Raw genomic sequence first — 18,236 nt, 5'->3', positions numbered from 1 at the left:
GTACGGATGCCAGGGCCAAAACAATCACCCCTGCCGCAAAAAAGTTCGGCCGTGTGCGGCGCCCGCTCGGACGCCGCACGCCCCGGCCGGTCAGGAGCTCAGGGCCGGTACGAGGCCGCTGCCGCCGTCGCCACCACCTTGTCCGCGTCCGGCCTGCTCAGCAGCCCGGCCGACACCCAGGCGTCCACCGTGGTCCGCACCCGCGCCACCAGTGCCCCCTTGTTGCGGAACGGCGCTCCCGCCCAGAGCTCGTCCAGCAGCGTGGTGCCGTCAGGCTTCGCCGGGTTGGCGACGCCCGAGTCCCGGCCGCCGAAGACGATCTTCGCCTCCGAGCGCCGGAAGTAGGCGTGCGTCGGGTCCTCGGTCCCCTCGGCGAACGGCGCCCACTCCCTCCCGTCCAGCGCGAAGTGCAGCGGCTTGCCCGGCACCGGTGTGAGGGAGTGCGACAGGTCGCCGGACAGTCCGGCGCGGCCGTACAGCCCGACCTTCAGGTACTCCGTCGCGGCGTCCCGGGCGACCAGGTTGACCGGGCCGTGGAACAGCGTGTGCAGCGACGGGTCGTCGAGGGCCTTCTCCACCCGCGTCCGGAACGGCATGGCGATGCGGACGGTGTCACCGGCCCGCCAGGTCCGCGACACGTCGAAGTAGTTCCCGGGCTTCGGAGTCCCGGACACCGCACGTCCGTTGACGGTCACCCGGAACCCGGCACTCGCCCACGACGGCACCCGCAGCCGCAGCGTGAAGGCGGCACGACGGCCCCCGAAGGACAGCGTGCTGCCCTGCTCCTCCGGAAAGCGGGTGGTCTGCCTGACCGTGACACCCTTCTCCGCCCAGGTCAGCGTGGACGGGCTGTACAGGTTGACGTAGAGGGCACTGCCGTCGGACGCCGCGAAGTACACCGAGTCCTGGTACTTCGTGGCGCTCTCCATGCCGGTGCCCTCGCAGCAGGTCGTGCCCTGCTTGGGCGTGTAGTCCCGGACGTGACCGGGCGTCAGCCCGATGAAGTACGTGACGAGCGGCTTCTCCGCATCCGGCTTGTCCTGCTTCGAGCCGAGCACCTGGTTGAACAGGGCCCGCTCGTAGTAGTCCATGTACTTCGGGTCCTGATCGTGGAAGAACAGGGTCCGGCTCAGCTTGAGCATGTTGTACGCGCAGCAGGTCTCGGCCGTGGTCGGGCCGATCGTGCCCGCGATCACGTCCCGGCCCTTCCAGAACTCCTGGGTGCTGGTGCCGCCGATGCCGTACATGCGGTGCGGTACGACCATGTCCCAGAAGTTCTTCGCCGCCGTCAGATAGCGCTCCTCGCCCGTCTCGTCGTACAGCCGCACATAACCGGTGAAGATCGGGATGTGCTGGTTGGCGTGCAGCCCGTCGAGGATGTCGGTGTTCGCCGCGCAGGCGTCGATCAGCCGATCGAGGTCGAACAGCTTGGCCAGCGCGAGGTGTTCGGCCTTGCCGGTGATCGTGTGCAGGTCGCAGATCGCTTCGACGATGCCGCCGAACTCGCCGCTGGAGAAGATCCCCCACATGCGCTGGAGCGTGGACTCCGGCAGCTTGGACAGCCGTGCGTACATCCACTCGCACATGCCGGACGCGAGGTCGAGGGCGCGGTCGTCGCCCGTGGCGGTGTACGCGTCGAGCAGACCCCTGAGGATCTTGTGCGCGGTGTAGTACGGCGCCCACACCTTGGTGTAGTCGGGGGTGGTCCGCGACTCCAGTTCGATGAACTGCGTCTCCGGGTACGCCGCGAGGAATCCGGGGTGGCTGGGCCCGCCCCAGGTGCGGCGAAGGGTGGCGGTCAGGCCCCGGCCGGAGGCGTCCGCGAAGGTTCCGCCCGCCGTCTCGTCGAAGGCGTACGACGCGAGGTCGCCCCGGCCCGTCGAGGCGTCGGCGGCCCGGCGGCTCTGCAACTCGGTGATCTCGGCGGCGGTCAGCGCCCGCGAGAACACGTTGAACTCTTCGAAGGCGCCCGCGAAGACCGGGTCGGCGGAGTAGTTCGAGCGGCCGAGCCAGTTGTTCCTCAGCGTGCCGAGGGCCGCCGGTGTGAGGCTCATCGCCGTGTTGCGCGCCACGGGGGTGCCGTTGACGTAGAGCGTGCCGGTGCCGTCCGCGATCGTGATCGCCAGGTGGCTCCACCGGTTCAGCGGCAGCGCGGCCGTGCCGTTCAGGCCCTGCTCGCCTCCGGCGCCCGAGGTGGTGACGGCGAAACGCGGCACCCCGGCCTGGTTGCGGGCGGCCAGGTACAGGTAGCGGCTGGTGCCGTCGCCGAAATCGAAGATCCGGGTCCAGCCGGCGTCGTGCGTGGGACGCACCCATACGGACAGCGTGATCGCCGACGCCCCGCCGAGCACGGCCGCCGGAAGGTCCACGTACTGGTAGGAGCCCCGGACCTGGTCAGCGGCGGTCCCGAACCTCCCGTCGACGCTCAGCACCGCCGGTTCCCGCCGCAGCGCCGCGCGCACCTCGGTCAGCGCTCCGACCATGGTGCCGATCCGGTCGGCGAACACCTGCTCCTTCGTCCCGAGGTACGCCTGCGCCAGCATGGTCAGGAAGTGGCCGGTGTAGTGGCCCCGCAGGTTGCCGTTGGCCTCGCCGTCCAGGCCCTCCCAACCGCCGGGGGCCACCGCGCCACCGGTGGGGAGACCGGCGTTGGCGCGGAACACCTGGAGCATCCGGTTGACGTCGTAGCCGCGGGCGTGGTCCAGCATCAGCTTCCGCTTGTCGGCGAAGACACCCTGACCGAGGCTCACCTCCTCGAGCCCGAAGGGCCGGACGGTCCAGGCCGAGGGGGCGCCGACGCCGACGGCGGCCGCGGGCGCTGCGGCCTCGGCCCGCCCCGCCGTCGTCCCGGAGAAGGCGGGTACGGCCGCGGCGAGGGTCGCGGCCTGGAGAAGGGATCGTCTGGACAGGGGCGGCGCCATGGTCTCCTCCATGAGAGGCATCGTTCGTCATTTCGAACGATGTGCGGGGGGTCGGCCAGACGTTATGCGTGGGGTGAGGGGGCGTCAACGCTGCGGACAGGATTGGTGTTCAGATCCGACCGGGACATCGGCCCCCCGGGGCGAGGAAGGTGCCGTCCCCCCGTTCCGGAGGACCCGGAGGTCGTCCGTCCGCGGAGCTACTCGGTCCGGCACAGCCAGTCGAACGCCGCCTGCCCCGTGAACTCGCCCTGCCCGCCCCGCAGCAGCAGGCCCGCGGTCGCGAACTCCGGTGCGTCCACCTGGGCCGGGACGTACGGGATCGCGATGCACCGCATGCCGGCCGCGTGCGCGGCGGCGGCACCGGGAGCGGCGTCTTCCAGTACGACACAGTCGGACGGGGCCGCGCCGAGCCTGCGGGCCGCCTCCAGGAAGACGTCCGGAGCCGGCTTTCCGTGCGCGACCTCCTCGGCGGAGACCATGGTGTGCAGATGCGCGTCCAGCCCGGTTCCGGTCAGCACCGCGGCGATGGCCTCCGGGGACGAGCCCGAGGCCACGGCCATGGGAACGCCCTCGGCCGCCAGCAGTTCGACGAACGTGCGCATCTCGGGGTAGGCGCGTGTGCCGCTGCGGGCCAGCTCCAGATAGCGGCGGTTCTTGGCGACGAGCAGTTCGTCCACCGAGGCGGGCAGGTCGTAGCGGTCCTTCCAGTCCGCGACCGTCTCCTGCGTGCCGATGCCGACGTACCGCTCGTGGTCCGCCCAGGTGAAGTCGCCGACGCCGTACGCGGCGAGCGTCTGGCGGCCTGCCTCGTAGTAGTTCGGCTCGCTGTCCACCAGTGTTCCGTCGAGATCGAAGATGACCGATATTCCGCGGAGCTTGCTCATGGGGTCATGCTCTCAAAGATCATCCGCGGGCCGACCGCCCGATCGACTCCACCAGCGGCAGCATCCGGTGGGACACGCGTTCGCGCAGGGCGACCTCGGTACGGGTGCGCACCACCCCGGGCATGCTGATCAGCTTCTGGACGACGTCCTCCAGGTGCGCGTTGTCCCGCGCCACCACCCGGGCCAGCAGGTCCCCGCCGTCGTGATCGAGAACGCCTCGACGATCTCCGGCACGGCCGCCAGCGCGTCGCCCACCTCGTCGAGATGGCCCTGAGTGACCTCGATGTGCACGAAAGCCAGCACCGGATGCCCGAGTGCGGCGGGGGAGAGAGCCGGTGCAGTGCCGGTGATCACGCCGTCCCGCTCCAGCCGGTCGAGGCGGGCCTGCAGTGTGCCCCGGGCGACGCCGAGGATCCGGGCGTACTCGCGCACACTCGTGCGCGGCTGCTCCAGCAGCAGCCGCAGGATGCGGGTGTCGAGCTCGTCCACGGGCATGGCGCGTCCTCCTCGTCCGTTGGCTCTGCCGCGGCCGCCCTTCGGTCGCTCAGGCTGTACCAATGGACCAGTCTAGAAAGAGCCGGTTGAGCCAGTTGCCTCCGGGATGCTGATATGGGTGCGTCGATGGCGCTGCGGACCCCGCGGCGCCTTTTTCATGCGTACTCATGACCGGTGTTTCGAAAGGGGCGGTAAGCGGTGCTGAAGAGGGTGTTCATGGCTCCGGATCCCGGGCGGACGCGGTTGCGGTTCGCCGGACGAGCCGTACTCGGCATCGCGCTCGCGGGCACCCTGTGCGGCCTCGCCGGGCACTCCCTCGCGGGTACCGTCACCGGCTGTCTCGCCGCCCTGCTCGCCCTGTTCACCGTCACCGACGCGACGGTCCGCGGCCAGGCCGTCACGACCGCGCTGCTGCCCGTCGTCGGCCTGCCCGTCCTCACCGCCGCGGCCGGGCTGCACGACCACCCGGTGGCGCGGGACCTCACCTTCCTCGCCGTCGTCGGTGCGGGCGTGTACGCGCGGCGCTGGGGCCCGCGCGGGCACAGCCTCGGCGTGTTCGCGTTCATGACCTTCTTCGTGGCGCAGTTCCTGCACGCCACCACCGGCCAGCTGCCCCAGCTGTACGCCGCGGTCCTGTTGTCCGTCCTCGCCGCCGCCGCGGTGCGCTTCGGCCTGTGGTGCTACGAGCGCCGCCTGCCCCCGCCCGTCGCGCCCGCCCCGCCGGGCGGCACCGGCCTGGCCCGGGTCACCACCCGCCAGGCGATCCAGGCGACCGCCGGAGCCGGCTTCGCCCTCGTCGTGGGCCAGCTGGTGTCCGGGCAGCGCTGGTACTGGGCCGTCGGCGCCACCTGGTGGATCTTCGTCAACACCACCTCGCGCGGCGAGACCCTGGTCCGCGGCTTCCGGCGGCTGCTCGGCACGGTCATCGGCATCGGCATCGGCCTGCTCGTGGCCCTGCCCGTGCACGGTGACCCCGCCGTCACGGCCGCTCTCGCCGCCGTCTGTGTCTTCGGCATCTTCTACACGGCCGCCGTGTCCTACACATGGATGATGCTCTGGGTCACCCTCCTCGCCGGACTGCTCTACGGCCTCCTGGGCGTGCTCGGCCCGGACCTGCTCGCCCTGCGGCTCGCCGAGACCGGCGTCGGGGCGCTCGGCGCCGCCCTCGCCGTGATCCTCGTCCTGCCCGTCACCACCCACAGCATCACCGACGCCTGGATCCGGCGGGCCCTGCGCTGCGTGCACGCCTGCGCCGTCGAGACCGCCCGGCGACTCGCGGGTGCGGCCGACGCCGACCCCGCCCCGCGGGTGGCGGAGCTGGAGCAGCTCCTCGCCCGGGTACGGCTCTCGGTCGCCCCGCTCGTGCATCCGCTGAACCCGATGCTCGGCCGCAAGCGCCGGGCCCGGCACGTCCTGGACCTGCTCGACGACTGTGCCCGGGAGATCCGCGGCCTGGCAGCCGTCGCCGCCGACCCGGAGGCCTCCCACGACACCCGCCTGGCCACGGCCTGCCGACGGGTGGAGGCGGCCGTCGAAGCCCTGACGGAGGGCAGGGACATCGCGCTCCACGCGGACGGGTCGCCCCACGCGGAACCCGCCCTGGCTCATCTGCACGGCCTGGAACGAGCCCTGACCGAACTGGCCCGCCCCCTGCGTACGCCGTCGGGCTCGCCGCTGGTGGGGGCCTGACGGAGGCTCCACGCCCCTGAACGCGTCTCGGCCGAGGCGACCCGCTTGTTGCGCGAGCCGCCGGTTCGGGGGGCTGGCCGGGGCGCGGCGTGGCTCGGGGGCGTCGTCGAGCTGGCCCGCCCGTCGCGGACGTCGAGGGCTGGCCCTGCCGGGCGCTCGTGAGGGCTTGGAGCGCGCCTCGGCCGAGCCGACCCGAGCCGAGGTGCTTCTGCTGCCGGGCAGGCCCCGGCGCCGACGGCCCGGGGCTCCGCGCACTTCTGCGACGGGTCCGACTGGGCGAACCACCCCTTGACCGCATGGTCTAGACCTTGCATGATCGGCTGCGCGGTCTCTCCGGACGGCGTGCGGACGAGGCGGACGAGAGGGGACAGCGGTGGCGGACGGCAGACGACGGGCCTTCATCGGGTCGTTCACGGCGGCCGGCGGCCCCGGGATCGTGACGGCGGAGGTCGACGCCGGCAGCGGCGCACTGACCGTCCTGAGCAGTGTGGAGGCCGTCCCGGACCCCTCCTGCCTGGTCCTCGCCGACGACAAGGAGACGCTGTACGCGGTCAGTGAGACGGCCGAGGGCGCGGTGGCCGCGTACCGGGTGGCCGGTGACAAGCCCGAGCCGGCCGGGCGGCCCGTGCCGGTCGGCGGCAGCGGACCGACCCACCTCAGCCTGTTCGCGGGGCACGTCCTGACCGCCAACTACGGCTCCGGCAGTGTCACCGCGGTCCCCGTCCGCCCCGACGGCACCCTCGCGCGGTCCGCTTCCGGCGTGCTCCGGCACACCGGCGCCGGGCCGCACACGCCTCGCCAACAGGGGCCGCACGCCCACCAGGTGCAGCCCGACCCGAGCGGCCGCTGGGCCGTCAGCGTGGACCTCGGCACGGACTCGGTGCGGGTGTGCACGCTGGTGGACGGCGCCCTCGCCCTGTACCGGGAGACCGCCCTGCGCCCCGGCTCGGGTCCGCGTCACCTGGCCTTCCACCCGGACGGCTCGTACGCCTACGTCGTCAACGAACTGAGCCCCTCCGTCACCGTGTGCCGCTGGGACGCGGCGGAAGGCGTCCTCACGCCGCTGTCCGAAACCCCGGTCCTGCCCGGCGCACCGGCGGGCGACGCCTACCCGTCGGGCATCGTCACCTCGCCCGACGGCCGCTTCGTGTGGACCGCCACCCGAGGCGAGGACGTCCTGTCCGTGCTCGCCGTGCGGGGCGAAGAGCTGCGTCTCGTCACCACGGTGCGGTGCGGCGGCCACTGGCCGCGCGCCCTCGCCGCCTCCGACGGCTTCCTGTACGTCGCCAACGAGCGCTCCGGCGACGTGACGTGGTTCGCGGTCGACCCGCTCACCGGCGTCCCGCGACGCGGCGGCTCGATCAGGGTGCCGGCCGCGTCCTGCGTGGCCCTCGCCTGAGCAGGGGCCGCTACACGCCCCACCGGACACCCATCCCGACGGCGAAGGCCCGCTCGGAATCCCGGAGCGGGCCTTCTCGGCGTAGCGCGCAGCGCCTCGCGTCAGCGCACCGGCGTGCTCTGCGCCTGCTGCGGAGCGATGCCCAGCGCCGTCGTGTACTTGGCCAGGGCCAGCTTGCCGATCGCCGGGTACGGGCCGAGCGACTCCGCGGCGGAGCAGCCCGCCTCCTTCGCGGCCTCCTCGATCAGGCCCGGCTCGATCTCCGGGCCGATCAGATACGGCGCGAGCGCCAACTGCTGCGAGCCGGAGGAGCGCAGCTGCTCGGCGACGGACGCGATGGAGCCCTCCTGGTCCAGGGCCGCGGCCATCACCGGCACGGCGAGGCGCGCGGCCAGCAGCATGCCCGTGATCCCGGCCGCCTGCACGGCCTCGTCACCGCCCACCGACGCCAGCACGATGCCGTCCGCGGCGGTCGCCACGGTGAACAGCCGAGCACGGTCCGCACGGGCCAGACCGGCCTCGGACAGCCGCACGTGCAGCGCCTCGGCGAGCAGCGGGTGCGGGCCGAGGACGTCGGTCAGCTCGGCCGCGACCCGGCTCTCCATGAGGGCTTGGCGGACCCGGCGCAGCAGCGCGCTGTCCGGGCCGGCGAGCAGCGGAACGACGACGGCGACGGGGCCGTCGGGCATCTTGACGTCCATGCCGGCGGCGCGGGCCTGCTCGAAACGGGCCGTGCGCTCCTCGGCGGCGTGCACGAGCACGGCCTGCAGCGTGGGGAACTCCGCGTTGTCCCCGTCGAGGTACCCGATGCGGGCGTCGAGGCCGGGCAGCTCGGAGCGGGCGATGCTCACGACCTCGTCGGCGAGGCTGCGCGTGGCGCTACTGGGCGTCCCCGGCACGACGAGGACGAGCGCCGGCGCGCCCTCGGGAGCAACCAGCGGCTCGGGACGGCGGTGCCGTCCGGGCTGGCGGGGGCGCGGCATTCGTACGGGCAGGCCATCCGCGGGCCCAGTGGGGGAACTCATGGCGCCGCATGTTACTGGCTTCTTGGGTTCCCCTGTTCGGGGAGGGTGCAGGTGAGCGGTATCCGTCCGGTTTTGTCTGATGTGTTACGTACGGATGGGATGTGATCGGATCAATCACCCGACCGGGTGGTCACGGACAGCATCGTCTCGTCGCCCGGCAGCGTGAGCGGACCCCTGCTCAGTTCCGCCGCGATGCGCACCGAGCCGTGCAGCGGATCGCCTTCGGCAGGCACCCGCCGAACCTGCGGGAGCCGCCGCGTCAGTTCCTCGTCCAGCGGCCCGAGCAGCGGATCGCCCAGCTTGAACAGGCCGCCGGTGACGGCGACGCGCGGCTCACCGCCGGAGGGGCACACGGCCGCCGCGGAGCCGGCCATGTGCCGGGCGGCTTCCCGCAGGATGCCCGCGGCGACGGGGTCCTCGTCGGCGCAGGCGGCCACGCGGGGCGCGAAGGAGGCGAGCAGGGCGGGACGGTCGGCACGGGGATACAGGGCGCCGGGCAGCCCGGCGACGGGCCCGAACTCCTCCTCGGCGCCGGCCAGCAACCGGGCCGAGCCGCCCTCGCGCCCGTCGTGGGCGCGCAGCGCGGCCTCGAGACCGGCCCGCCCGATCCAGGCGCCGCTCCCGCAGTCGCCGAGCAGATGCCCCCAGCCGTCCGCACGCCGCCAGCCGGTCAGGTCCGTACCCACCGCGATCAGTCCCGTGCCGCCGGCGATCACGGCACCGGGCCGCGGCCCGAGCGCACCCACGTACGCGGTCACGGCGTCGGCGGCCAGTGCGACCCTGCGCACGCCCCACTCCCGGGCCAGGGCGCCCGGCAGTTCGGCGCGCAGCCCGTCGCCCAGGGAGGCCAGCCCGGCCGCGCCGACGGCGACGGCGGTCAGCGGCACCGCTCCCGCCTCGGCGGCCAGCGCGCGCACCAGCGGCACGAGTTGCGTCATGAAGTGCCCGGGATCGATGCCCCGGTCGCCCGTGCGGACCGGCTCGCCGGATGTCCGCCGGGCCAGCGGTCCGCGCTCGGCGGTCCCCACCACGGCCCGGAGCCCGGAACCGCCGGAGTCCACGGCGAGGAACCCGGACTCCTCCGACACCCCGCTCACGGCAGGCGCCAGTCCACCGGTTGGCCGCCCTGGCGGATCAGCAGGTCGTTGGCCCGGCTGAACGGGCGGGAGCCGAAGAAGCCCCGGTCCGCCGACATGGGGGAGGGGTGGGCGGACTCGACGGAGGGCAGATCGCCGAGGAGCGGACGCAGATTGCGGGCGTCACGGCCCCACAGGATGGACACCAGTGGCTTGCCGCGCCCCGCCAGAGCCCGGATGGCCTGCTCCGTGACCTCCTCCCAGCCCTTGCCGCGGTGGGCGGCGGGCTTGCGCGGGGCGGTGGTCAGAGCCCTGTTGAGCAGCAGCACGCCCTGCCGTGTCCACGGCGTGAGGTCACCGCTGGACGGCTGGGGGAGCCCCAGGTCGCTGTTCAGCTCGCGGTAGATGTTGATGAGGCTGCCGGGCAGTGGCCGCACCTCGGGGGCGACCGAGAACGACAGCCCCACCGCGTGCCCCGGAGTGGGGTACGGGTCCTGACCGACGATCAGGACCCGTACGTCGTCGAAGGGCTGCTTGAAGGCCCGCAGGACGTTCGGCCCGGCCGGGAGGTAGGTGCGTCCCGCGGCGATCTCCGCGCGGAGGAAGTCCCCCATCGCGGCGACGCGTTCGGCCACCGGTTCCAGGGCCTTCGCCCAGCCCGCTTCGACGATTTCATGCAAGGGTCGTGGTGCCACGGGCGTCACCCTACTGCCGTACGGGCAGCGGCGATCAACCGGTGGCCAACGCCTGTGCGCAACCTCGTCCCCCGCCGCGTCCGCGCCTCAGCCGACGAGCGCGGCCCGCACGCACAGCACGTCCGGCAGGTGCTGGGCGAGCTGCTGCCAGCTGTCGCCGTCGTCCGCGGACGCGAACACCTCGCCGTTGCGGTTGCCGAAGTAGACGCCCGCGGGGTCGGCGTCGTCCGTGCACATCGCGTCGCGCAGCACCGTGCCGTAGTGGTCCTCCTGGGGCAGACCCGCCGAGAGGGGCTCCCAGCTCTTGCCCGCGTCCGCCGTCCGGTAGACCCGGCACCGGTGATCGGCCGGGACCCGGTCGGCGTCGGCGTTGATCGGGAAGACGTACGCCGTGTCGCCCCTGTGCGGATGCGCCACCGCCGCGAAGCCGAAGGTGGACGGCAGGCCCTCGCCGATGTCCGTCCAGTGGGCGCCCGCGTCGTCGCTGCGGTACACCCCCCAGTGGTTCTGCAGGTACAGCCGGTCCGGAGTGGCGGCGTCCCGCGTGACCTTGTGCACGCACTGGCCGAACTCCGGGTTCGGGTCGGGCAGGAACACCGCGGACACACCCGAGTTGGAGGGTGTCCAGCTCGCGCCGCCGTCCAGGGTGCGGAACACACCGGCCGTCGAGACGGCGACCGTCACAGCCCGCGGGTCGCGCGCGTCGGTGAGCACGGTGTGCAGGCCCTCACCGCCGCCACCCGGCACCCACTTCGACCGCGTGGGGTGCTCCCACAGGGGCCGGACCAGCTCGAACGTCTCCCCGCGGTCCTCCGAGCGGTACAGCGCGGCCGGTTCCGTCCCCGCGTACACCACGTCCGGCTCGGCGGCGGCCGGGTGCAGCTGCCACACACGCTCCAGGGACGCCCCGGTGTCCTGGGGGAACTTGACCGCCGGACGGGCCGGTTCGGTCCAGGTGCGGCCCAGATCGTCGGAGTGGAACACGGACGGGCCCCAGTGCGCGCTGTCGCCGCCGGCCAGCAGCCGCGGGGTCCCGGCCCGGGTGTCGATGGCGACCGAGTACACGGCCTGCGCGTTGAAGTAGGGGCTCTCGTCGAACTCCCAGACGCCACCACCTCGCCGGCGCCCGATGAACAGGCCTTTGCGCGTGCCCACGGCGAGCAGTACCTCGGTCATGCCGATCACCTCCGCGGCGTCCTCGTCGACGCCTTCGTCCCGGACACCGGCCAGTCTGCACCCGGCCACTGACAGTCACCCCCGGACCGAGCTCCGCCGCAGGTCAGCGGGGTGTCGGCGGCGAGGAGACAGAAGCGGCGCGGGCCTGTCCCACAGGGGGGCACGCAGGGACGGGCCCGTGGGGACGGTGACGACGGGTAGGTGCAGTGAGCATCCAGGCGCCGCCGTCCGTATGGGGAGGGCGGCGGGATGGTCGTGGGCTCGTGAGGAGGAGGCCTTCGATGGCGTTACGTGGTCCGAAGGTGTGGCTGTGGCGCTGGCGGCGCAATCCGCTCAAGCGCCGCGCGGACAGGGTGGAGGCCTGGGTCGTCCTGGGCGTGTGGACGCTCACCGTACTCGCCGGGGTACTGGCCGGGACGACGGTGAGCCGTTCCGTGGAGGACGGACTGGCCCGGGAACGCGTCGAGTGGCGTCCCCTCGTGGCACGGCTCGCCGAGCGCGCACCGGGGACGGCCACCGAGAACGCCCGGGTGTCCCGTGCCGAGCACGTGTGGGCGACGGCACGGTGGACCGCCGCGGACGGCTCCCGGCACTCCGGCCAGCTGCGGGTCCCGGCGGGCAGCGCCGCCGGGACCCCGGTCACCGTGTGGACGGACCCCGAGGGCCGCCAGGTCACCCGGCCCGTCACCGAGACCCAGGCCCGTGTGCGGGCTCTTCTGATCGGCGGCGTGGCGGGTCTGGGCGGCGCGGCCGTACCCCTGGTCGCCGGCCGTGCCCTGCGCAGCCGCCTGGAGTGCCGCCGTATCGACCGGTGGGACGCGGAGTGGGCCCGCTTCGGCCCGATGTGGGGGCGTACGACGGGGTGAGGCCTACCGGTGCGCCTGCCCGGCCAGCGCCTCCCGGCACCTCCGCAGCAACCCCAGGTCCTCGCGTATGCCGTGGCCGCCGGCGTCGGGGCGATGCCGCCGAGGAGAGGCGAGTTCAGCCCGGAGCACGTCGTGCAGGGGAGTACCCGCCGGTCCCAGCGCGGCGACGCTCGCGGCGATCGTTGTGCGTGTGCGCGGGTGTTCCGCCCACGTGGAGCGGAGGACGGGGAGGAACCGTTCCTAGAGACTGAGCGGGAGTGAGTCCTGTTGCCAGGTCTCACGCTCGGCCGAACGCCCCGGGCGGTGTTGGGCGTTCTGGGTGCCCGCGTTCGCTCCGCGCCCGGGCCCGACGGATCGTGTCCGTGGTCCGGGGATGCGGGGGCGGGCTCCCTCACGCTCAGGGGCGCCTGGTCCGGCCTGGACGGTCCGATGCCCCGCACGATCGCTCTGGTCGTGTGGGGGCGGTGCCGTCCTCCCCCAGTGCCTAAAGGGCCTGGGAGGTGCCCCCAGCCGGATCGGGTGTCCCTGGGCGCGTCTTCCGATCGCCACGGCGGCAGCATCGTGGCGAGTGGTGGTGCAGGTTGTGCTGGTGAGGGGTTTCTGCCAGTGCTGGGCTCCCCACCGGCTGGTGTAGGCCGGATCGACGGCGATGACCGCGACACTCGTCTGGTCCGCCATCGAAGACAGCCGGGCGCGGAGCTTCCCGGTGGGCATGCCGGAGATGAGCTGCCGGAAGCGTTTGCGGTGGCCGTGCTTCTCGCGGGTCTTCTCCGCGACGAAGTCCAGGTCCTCCACGGCGATCGCCTTCACACCGCAGGCGCGGGCCCAGTGCAGGAGGCGGGTGAGGGCGTGGCGGACCTGGGCGTCGCGGTGTTCGGCGGTGCCGGTCAGGTCGTAGAAGAAGCGGCGCGGGGCGCCGGTCGGGTTGCCGTGGATGTCGAGGCGCCAGGCGGCGAGATGGTCGGCGTTCATGTCGACGCCGATCACACCGTGAGCGAGCGCGGCCTCGACGGGGAGGGCCGGGGCGGGCGCGAGCTGCCAGGAGGCCGTCAGGTACCAGCGGTCCCGACCGGTGTCGTAGTGGATGCGGTAGGCGATCGCCCGGCTGGCCGCGACGCGATCCGCCCACTCCTCGCCCCGGTGCGTGAACGTGACCCTGCATGCCAGGACGTACCGCCCGTGCGGGGCGTTCGCCAGATGCGCCAGCGGTACGGGGAGTTTGATACTCGCCTCGCCGTCCGGGCTGATACGGATCGTCTCGTTGCCGTACCGCTTGCCGGACTCCCCGTCCGCCTGGCAGAACCAGCGTTCCGCCTCCCAACGCCCGCGCCAGGCGGACTCCGTGAGCTGGGCCGCCTCCAGGTGATGGCGGGTGCGGGCCAGACGTTTGCCGCCCCGTACGACGTGGACGACTCCGGCCTCACGGTCGGCCCGCGCGGCGGTCAGCCGGTCCTGAAGCACCCGCAGCCGCCGAGACTTGGCATGCCATTCCCGCCGGGACCGGTAACCTCCGGGTGCTTTCTTCGTCCCCTTCTGCCCGACCGGCAGGGGCAGCCGGTCTTCGATGGTGCGGATGCCGGCTTCCAGGTTCTGGATGTGCGCCAACTGGCAGCGGCGGGCCAGCGCCCACTGGTCGTGCGTGGCCTTGGTGATACTGCCCGCCCACCGCGACGACGACAGGGCCGTCAGTCCCTGCTTGCGCACCGCCCACGTCTCACCGGAGTGCTCCAGGCCGTCCCGGCAGCGGGCCTTGAGATCCTTCGAGGCCAGCGAACCCAGATACGCACCCACCAGGCGCAACACCTTCTCATCGTCCGGTGTCAGATGCTTGAGACGGGTCCGGACGGCCACACCGCTCGGGCCGGACGCGACGAACGGCGGCGCGATGTTCCTCAGCTCGCCCACCCCGTCACCCCCGCCCGGCCTCACCTGAAGATCTCGTCGCCATGGCAAAACGAGCATCGCCCACGAACGTCACGCATTCGATGAAAGAACGTCAGTTCCCCACCGAGAACCAACCCCACGGCCGAGGCGCGCGACACGACACGGAACACGCACGCTCACTCCCACTCACCAGAACACTCTTGAACGCACTCCAACGGCAGCAGCTCCAGACCCCTCCGGTTCCCCGGTGGCCCGCCACACCGCGCACGCGGCCGTGGCCCGCGATCGGGGAGGCGCGCGCGTGCGCGGCAGCTGACGCGGACGGCCGTGCGCAGCGCCCGCCGGGACGCTCCGCACGGCCGCCTTCACCGTGGGGGGAACCGCTGGGGACTCACCTGTAGGTGATGTCCGAAGTGGAGTACAGACAGTTCCTGCTGTCGGGCCCGGAGCCGACGGCGGTGTTGTTGTTGTACTTCTGGCACGGGACGACCTTGCGGCCGGAGTCGTTGCGGATCGTGATCTTCCGCAGGGTCGCCACGTCGTTGCGGTTGACGTTGATGCCGACGAGCCGTGCGGTGGAGCCGGTGCCGGTCACGTCGATGGTGTTGAGGTTGACCTTGCGCGTGTACTGCGTGGAGCAGTCACCGCAGGAGCGGTAGAGCGTCTTGAACTCCTGCACGGCGAAGTTGGAGATGGTCAGAGTGCCGCCGCCGTTGTGCTGGAAGACCTTGTCCGCCGCCTTCTTCGCGCCGCCGCCGATCACCTGATAGGTGGCGCCGTTGCCGCCGCGGAAGGTCGCGGCGTCCTCGCCGACGTCCTCCCACCAGACGTTCTGCAGCGTGCAGCTGCCCTCGCAGTGGATGCCGTCGGCCGCGGGGGCGCCGAGGATGACGTTCTTCAGCACCGCGCCGTTCGCGAGCTTGAAGATCGGGTCCTGGCCCTCCTCCTGGCCGTCACCGGCCAGGCCCCCGGTGCCGTAGTACCGCTTCATCCCGTAGTCCTTGGTGCCGGACACGGAGATGGTGGAGGAGGTGCCCTGGCTGCCGTTGGGGGTCGGCCAGGTGGCGGCGCTCGCCGTGGGGGCGTTTGTAGTCATGATCATGCCAACCGACAGGCCGAGTGTGGCCAGTGCACCGGTCAGTGCGCGCCTGCGGGCGTGCGGACGTGTCGCAGAAGTCATGTCCCGATTCCTTCTGTCATGGGGGGCGGATGGGGTTCGGGGCCTCCGGCGCCCGGGCGTCCCGTGGGGGGTGTCTCCATGGAGCTGACGGATCATGTACATGAACGACGTTCACGAACTTGCTGACAGTGCGCGCTACGTGTGCCCCGCTCGCGACAACGGGTCACACTGCTGAACGGAACGTAGGGGGCAAGCGCTTTCTAGTCAACGCCTCCCGCAGAACACTTTCGGTCGCTCCTGGTCAGGCGGACGACCGCGTGGGAGCGCTTCCATGCGAGCCATGTCCATGCCACCATGCCGACGCACGCTTCCCTTCACGAGAGGGCAAGTCGATGAACCGAAGGAACGTGGACGTACCTGCCACCCCCCGCCCCACGCCGAGAAGACCCCCGCGGCCGGCGCTCCTCGCGCTCGTCGCCGCGCTGCTCTCGCTGCTCACGGCCACCGCGCTCGCCGCGCCCGCGGCCGTCGCGGGCGAGCCCGGCCGTGATGCCCCCCGCGCGGGGGCCGTGCCCGCCGCGGCCCTGACCGAAGTCACGAACTTCGGAACCAACCCCAGCAATCTGCGGATGTACCTGTACGTACCGGAGAGCGTCACACCGAAGCCGGCCGTCGTGGTGGCCGTGCACTGGTGCACCGGCTCGGGCCCGGACATGTACAACGGCACCGAGTACGACACGCTCGCCGACCGGTACGGATTCATCGTGCTCTACCCGTCCGTCACCCGCAGCAGCAAGTGCTTCGACGTCTCCTCGCCCCAGGCCCTGCGCCGCGGCGGCGGCAGCGACCCCGTCGGCATCAAGTCGATGATCGACTGGGTCACCCGCACCTACGACGCCGACACCGGCCGGGTGTTCGCCACCGGCGTCTCCTCCGGCGCGATGATGACGAACGTCCTGCTCGGGGACTACCCCGACGTGTTCGCGGCGGGCGCCGCCTTCTCGGGCGTGCCGTTCGGCTGTTTCGCCACCACCGACGGCTCCGAGTGGAACAGTGCCTGTTCGGGCGGCACGATCACCCGCACCCCCAAGGAGTGGGGGGACCTGGTCCGGGGCGCGTACCCCGGCTACACCGGCCCCCGGCCCCGGATGCAGATCTGGCACGGTACCCAGGACGACGTCCTGCGCTACCCCAACTTCGGGGAACAGGTCAAGCAGTGGACGAACGTGCAGGGCGTGAGCCAGACGCCCACCGCCACCGACACGCCCCAGTCCGGCTGGACCCGCACCCGCTACGGCGGTACGGGTGACCGGGCCCCCGTAGAGGCCGTGAGCCTTCAGGGCGTCGGCCACAACCTGTACGCACAGGGCATGGCGTCCCGCGTGCTCACCTTCTTCGGCCTGGACCGCTCAGGCCCGGATCCCCAGCCCGAGCCCGGCGCGTGCAGGGTGAAGGTGTCGGTGAACGCCTGGAACACCGGTCTGACCGCCTCCGTGACCCTCACCAACACCGGCACGACCACCGTCGACGGCTGGAAACTCGGCTTCACGCTGCCCGCGGGCCAGACGGTCACGGGCGGCTGGGGCGCCACGTACACGCCGTCGTCCGGGTCGGTCACCGCCACCAACGTCCCGTACAACGGCAAAATCGCGCCGGGCGCGAGCGTGAGCATCGGCTACCAGGCGAACCACGGCGGCAACAGCGCCGCCCCGGCCGCGTTCACGCTCAACGGAACGGCGTGCGCGGCCGGTTGACGTACACGTACCTCGCCGGAAGCCGGAAGCCGGAAGCCGGAAGCCGGGAGGCGGGAGGCGGGAGGCGGATCAGACCGACCGGGAGCCGGGAGCCGGGAGCCGGAAGCCGGGAGGCGGAAGCCGGAAGCCGGATCAGACCGACCGGTGGTACTGGTCCGGCACCCGCACCTCACCGCCGAGTTCCCGCGCCGCGTGCCGGGCCCACGAGGGGTTGCGCAGCAGTTCACGGCCCAGCAGGACTGCGTCCGCCTCGCCGTTGGCCAGGATCTTCTCGGCCTGCTCGACATCGGTGATGAGCCCGACGGCGGCGACCGGCAGGGACGTCTCGTTCCTCACCCGGGAGGCGAAGGGCACCTGGTAGCCGGGGCCGGCGGGGATGTGGACGCCGGAGGCGTTGCCGCCGGTGGACACATCCAGCAAGTCGATGCCGTGGGCACGCAGGTCGGTGGCGAAACGGACCGTGTCGTCCGCGGTCCAGCCGCCGTCCTCGAGCCACTCGGTCGCCGAGATGCGGAAGAACAGCGGCTTGTCGTCCGGCCAGACCTCCCGCACGGCGTCGACGACTTCGAGGGCGAGGCGGGTCCGGTTCTCGTACGAGCCGCCGTAGGCGTCCGTGCGGTGGTTGGAGTGCGGGGAGAGGAACTCGTTGATCAGGTAACCGTGGGCGCCGTGGATCTCCGCGATCTCGAAACCGGCGGCGAGCGCGCGGCGGGCCGCGGCGGCGAACTGCTCGACCACGTCCCTGATCTGGCCGGTGGTCAGCTCGGCCGGGACCGGGTGCCTGTCGTCGAAGGCGAGCGGGCTCGGGGCGACCGGGTCCCAGCCGTGCTCGTCCGGGCCGACCGGGGCGCCGCCCTTCCAGGGGCGGTCCGTGGACGCCTTGCGGCCCGCGTGGGCGAGCTGGACCGCCGGCACCGTGCCCTGCGCGGTGAGGAAGCGCGTGATACGGCGGAACGCCTCGACCTGCGTGTCGTTCCAGATGCCGAGGTCGTAGGGGGAGATGCGCCCCTGCGGGGACACCGCGGTGGCCTCGACGATGATCAAACCCGTGCCGCCGGTGGCGCGGGCGGCGTAGTGCGCGAAGTGCCAGTCGGTGGGGGCCCCGGTCTCCGGGCCTTCGGGCGCCGCCGAGTACTGGCACATCGGGGGCATCCACACGCGGTTCGGGATCGTCAGCTCGCGCAGGGTGCAGGGCTCGAAGAGCGCGGTCACGGCGGACTCCATTCGTCACGGGGCCGATGTCGACTCATAC

The 18,236-nt window shown here is 72.4% G+C and carries 13 protein-coding genes and 1 pseudogene; 4 read left to right on the top strand and 10 right to left on the bottom strand.

Going from position 1 to position 18,236, the window contains the following annotated elements; genetic code table 11:
• Positions 1 to 98 precede the first annotated feature (98 nt).
• The 3 genes and pseudogenes from ACFY9S_RS36745 to ACFY9S_RS36735 all read right to left on the bottom strand — a co-directional run bounded on the left by ACFY9S_RS36745 (position 99) and on the right by ACFY9S_RS36735 (position 4,300).
• Complete coding sequence (locus tag ACFY9S_RS36745; RefSeq protein WP_391137769.1) at positions 99 to 2,921, bottom strand: beta-L-arabinofuranosidase domain-containing protein; 2,823 nt, start codon at positions 2,919 to 2,921, stop codon at positions 99 to 101.
• Positions 2,922 to 3,118: 197 nt separating this feature from the next.
• Positions 3,119 to 3,805, bottom strand: a complete 687-nt coding sequence (locus ACFY9S_RS36740) for an HAD-IA family hydrolase (protein WP_391137665.1) — start codon at positions 3,803 to 3,805, stop codon at positions 3,119 to 3,121.
• 19 nt (positions 3,806 to 3,824) lie between these two features.
• Positions 3,825 to 4,300, bottom strand: a pseudogene (locus ACFY9S_RS36735) (Lrp/AsnC family transcriptional regulator).
• Between the two features lie 198 nt (positions 4,301 to 4,498).
• On the opposite strand from ACFY9S_RS36735, the gene ACFY9S_RS36730 reads away from it, so the two are divergent.
• Positions 4,499 to 5,989, top strand: a complete 1,491-nt coding sequence (locus ACFY9S_RS36730; protein ID WP_391137662.1) for an FUSC family protein — start codon at positions 4,499 to 4,501, stop codon at positions 5,987 to 5,989.
• A gap of 373 nt (positions 5,990 to 6,362) precedes the next feature.
• The gene (locus ACFY9S_RS36725) at positions 6,363 to 7,388 is read left to right on the top strand and encodes a beta-propeller fold lactonase family protein (protein ID WP_391137659.1); all 1,026 of its coding nucleotides are present in this window, start codon (positions 6,363 to 6,365) and stop codon (positions 7,386 to 7,388) included.
• A gap of 101 nt (positions 7,389 to 7,489) precedes the next feature.
• Here the strand turns inward: ACFY9S_RS36725 and ACFY9S_RS36720 are convergent, their stop codons facing one another.
• The 4 genes from ACFY9S_RS36720 to ACFY9S_RS36705 form a co-directional block, all read right to left on the bottom strand.
• The gene (locus tag ACFY9S_RS36720) at positions 7,490 to 8,413 is read right to left on the bottom strand and encodes a sirohydrochlorin chelatase (RefSeq protein ID WP_391137656.1); all 924 of its coding nucleotides are present in this window, start codon (positions 8,411 to 8,413) and stop codon (positions 7,490 to 7,492) included.
• Between the two features lie 110 nt (positions 8,414 to 8,523).
• The gene (locus tag ACFY9S_RS36715) at positions 8,524 to 9,510 is read right to left on the bottom strand and encodes a BadF/BadG/BcrA/BcrD ATPase family protein (protein WP_391137654.1); all 987 of its coding nucleotides are present in this window, start codon (positions 9,508 to 9,510) and stop codon (positions 8,524 to 8,526) included.
• On the bottom strand, positions 9,507 to 10,184 hold the full coding sequence (locus ACFY9S_RS36710; protein ID WP_391137651.1) for a uracil-DNA glycosylase: 678 nt from the start codon (positions 10,182 to 10,184) through the stop codon (positions 9,507 to 9,509). Before ACFY9S_RS36710 ends, ACFY9S_RS36715 begins: the two co-directional genes overlap by 4 nt.
• 87 nt (positions 10,185 to 10,271) lie before the next feature.
• A complete protein-coding gene (locus ACFY9S_RS36705; RefSeq protein WP_391137648.1) occupies positions 10,272 to 11,429 on the bottom strand; it encodes a WD40/YVTN/BNR-like repeat-containing protein in 1,158 nt (385 codons plus the stop codon).
• A gap of 212 nt (positions 11,430 to 11,641) precedes the next feature.
• Between ACFY9S_RS36705 and ACFY9S_RS36700 the strand changes: the two genes are divergently transcribed.
• Positions 11,642 to 12,226: a hypothetical protein gene (locus tag ACFY9S_RS36700; protein ID WP_391137645.1), complete on the top strand. Its 585-nt coding sequence runs from the start codon at positions 11,642 to 11,644 to the stop codon at positions 12,224 to 12,226.
• A 240-nt stretch (positions 12,227 to 12,466) separates the two neighbouring features.
• Here the strand turns inward: ACFY9S_RS36700 and ACFY9S_RS36695 are convergent, their stop codons facing one another.
• Together ACFY9S_RS36695 and ACFY9S_RS36690 are read right to left on the bottom strand one after the other, a co-directional pair.
• Positions 12,467 to 14,131 (bottom strand): IS200/IS605 family accessory protein TnpB-related protein, encoded by a 1,665-nt coding sequence (locus ACFY9S_RS36695; protein ID WP_391137642.1) that lies wholly within the window; start codon positions 14,129 to 14,131, stop codon positions 12,467 to 12,469.
• Between the two features lie 370 nt (positions 14,132 to 14,501).
• Positions 14,502 to 15,290 carry a pectate lyase gene (locus tag ACFY9S_RS36690; protein WP_391137639.1) on the bottom strand — a complete coding sequence of 263 codons (789 nt, stop codon included), beginning with the start codon at positions 15,288 to 15,290 and terminating at the stop codon, positions 14,502 to 14,504.
• 332 nt (positions 15,291 to 15,622) lie between these two features.
• Between ACFY9S_RS36690 and ACFY9S_RS36685 the strand changes: the two genes are divergently transcribed.
• Positions 15,623 to 16,984, top strand: a complete 1,362-nt coding sequence (locus tag ACFY9S_RS36685; RefSeq protein WP_391137637.1) for a PHB depolymerase family esterase — start codon at positions 15,623 to 15,625, stop codon at positions 16,982 to 16,984.
• A gap of 132 nt (positions 16,985 to 17,116) precedes the next feature.
• Here ACFY9S_RS36685 and ACFY9S_RS36680 read toward each other — a convergent pair whose 3' ends face one another.
• Positions 17,117 to 18,196 (bottom strand): tRNA-dihydrouridine synthase, encoded by a 1,080-nt coding sequence (locus ACFY9S_RS36680; RefSeq protein ID WP_391137634.1) that lies wholly within the window; start codon positions 18,194 to 18,196, stop codon positions 17,117 to 17,119.
• Positions 18,197 to 18,236 lie beyond the last annotated feature (40 nt).

Origin of the sequence: Streptomyces sp. NPDC012474 (assembly GCF_042955185.1) — a bacterium.
In the GTDB taxonomy this organism is placed as follows: domain Bacteria; phylum Actinomycetota; class Actinomycetes; order Streptomycetales; family Streptomycetaceae; genus Streptomyces; species Streptomyces cahuitamycinicus.
This window is presented reverse-complemented; position numbering and strand designations above follow the sequence as displayed.

Excerpts from the sequence above, each read along its gene's own strand:
- ACFY9S_RS36745 (WP_391137769.1), bottom strand. The coding sequence starts at position 2,921 with ATGGCGCCGCCCCTGTCCAGACGATCCCTTCTCCAGGCCGCGACCCTC.
- ACFY9S_RS36740 (WP_391137665.1), bottom strand. The coding sequence starts at position 3,805 with ATGAGCAAGCTCCGCGGAATATCGGTCATCTTCGATCTCGACGGAACA.
- ACFY9S_RS36720 (WP_391137656.1), bottom strand. The coding sequence starts at position 8,413 with ATGAGTTCCCCCACTGGGCCCGCGGATGGCCTGCCCGTACGAATGCCG.
- ACFY9S_RS36700 (WP_391137645.1), top strand. The coding sequence starts at position 11,642 with ATGGCGTTACGTGGTCCGAAGGTGTGGCTGTGGCGCTGGCGGCGCAAT.
- ACFY9S_RS36690 (WP_391137639.1), bottom strand. The coding sequence starts at position 15,290 with ATGACTTCTGCGACACGTCCGCACGCCCGCAGGCGCGCACTGACCGGT.
- ACFY9S_RS36685 (WP_391137637.1), top strand. The coding sequence starts at position 15,623 with ATGAACCGAAGGAACGTGGACGTACCTGCCACCCCCCGCCCCACGCCG.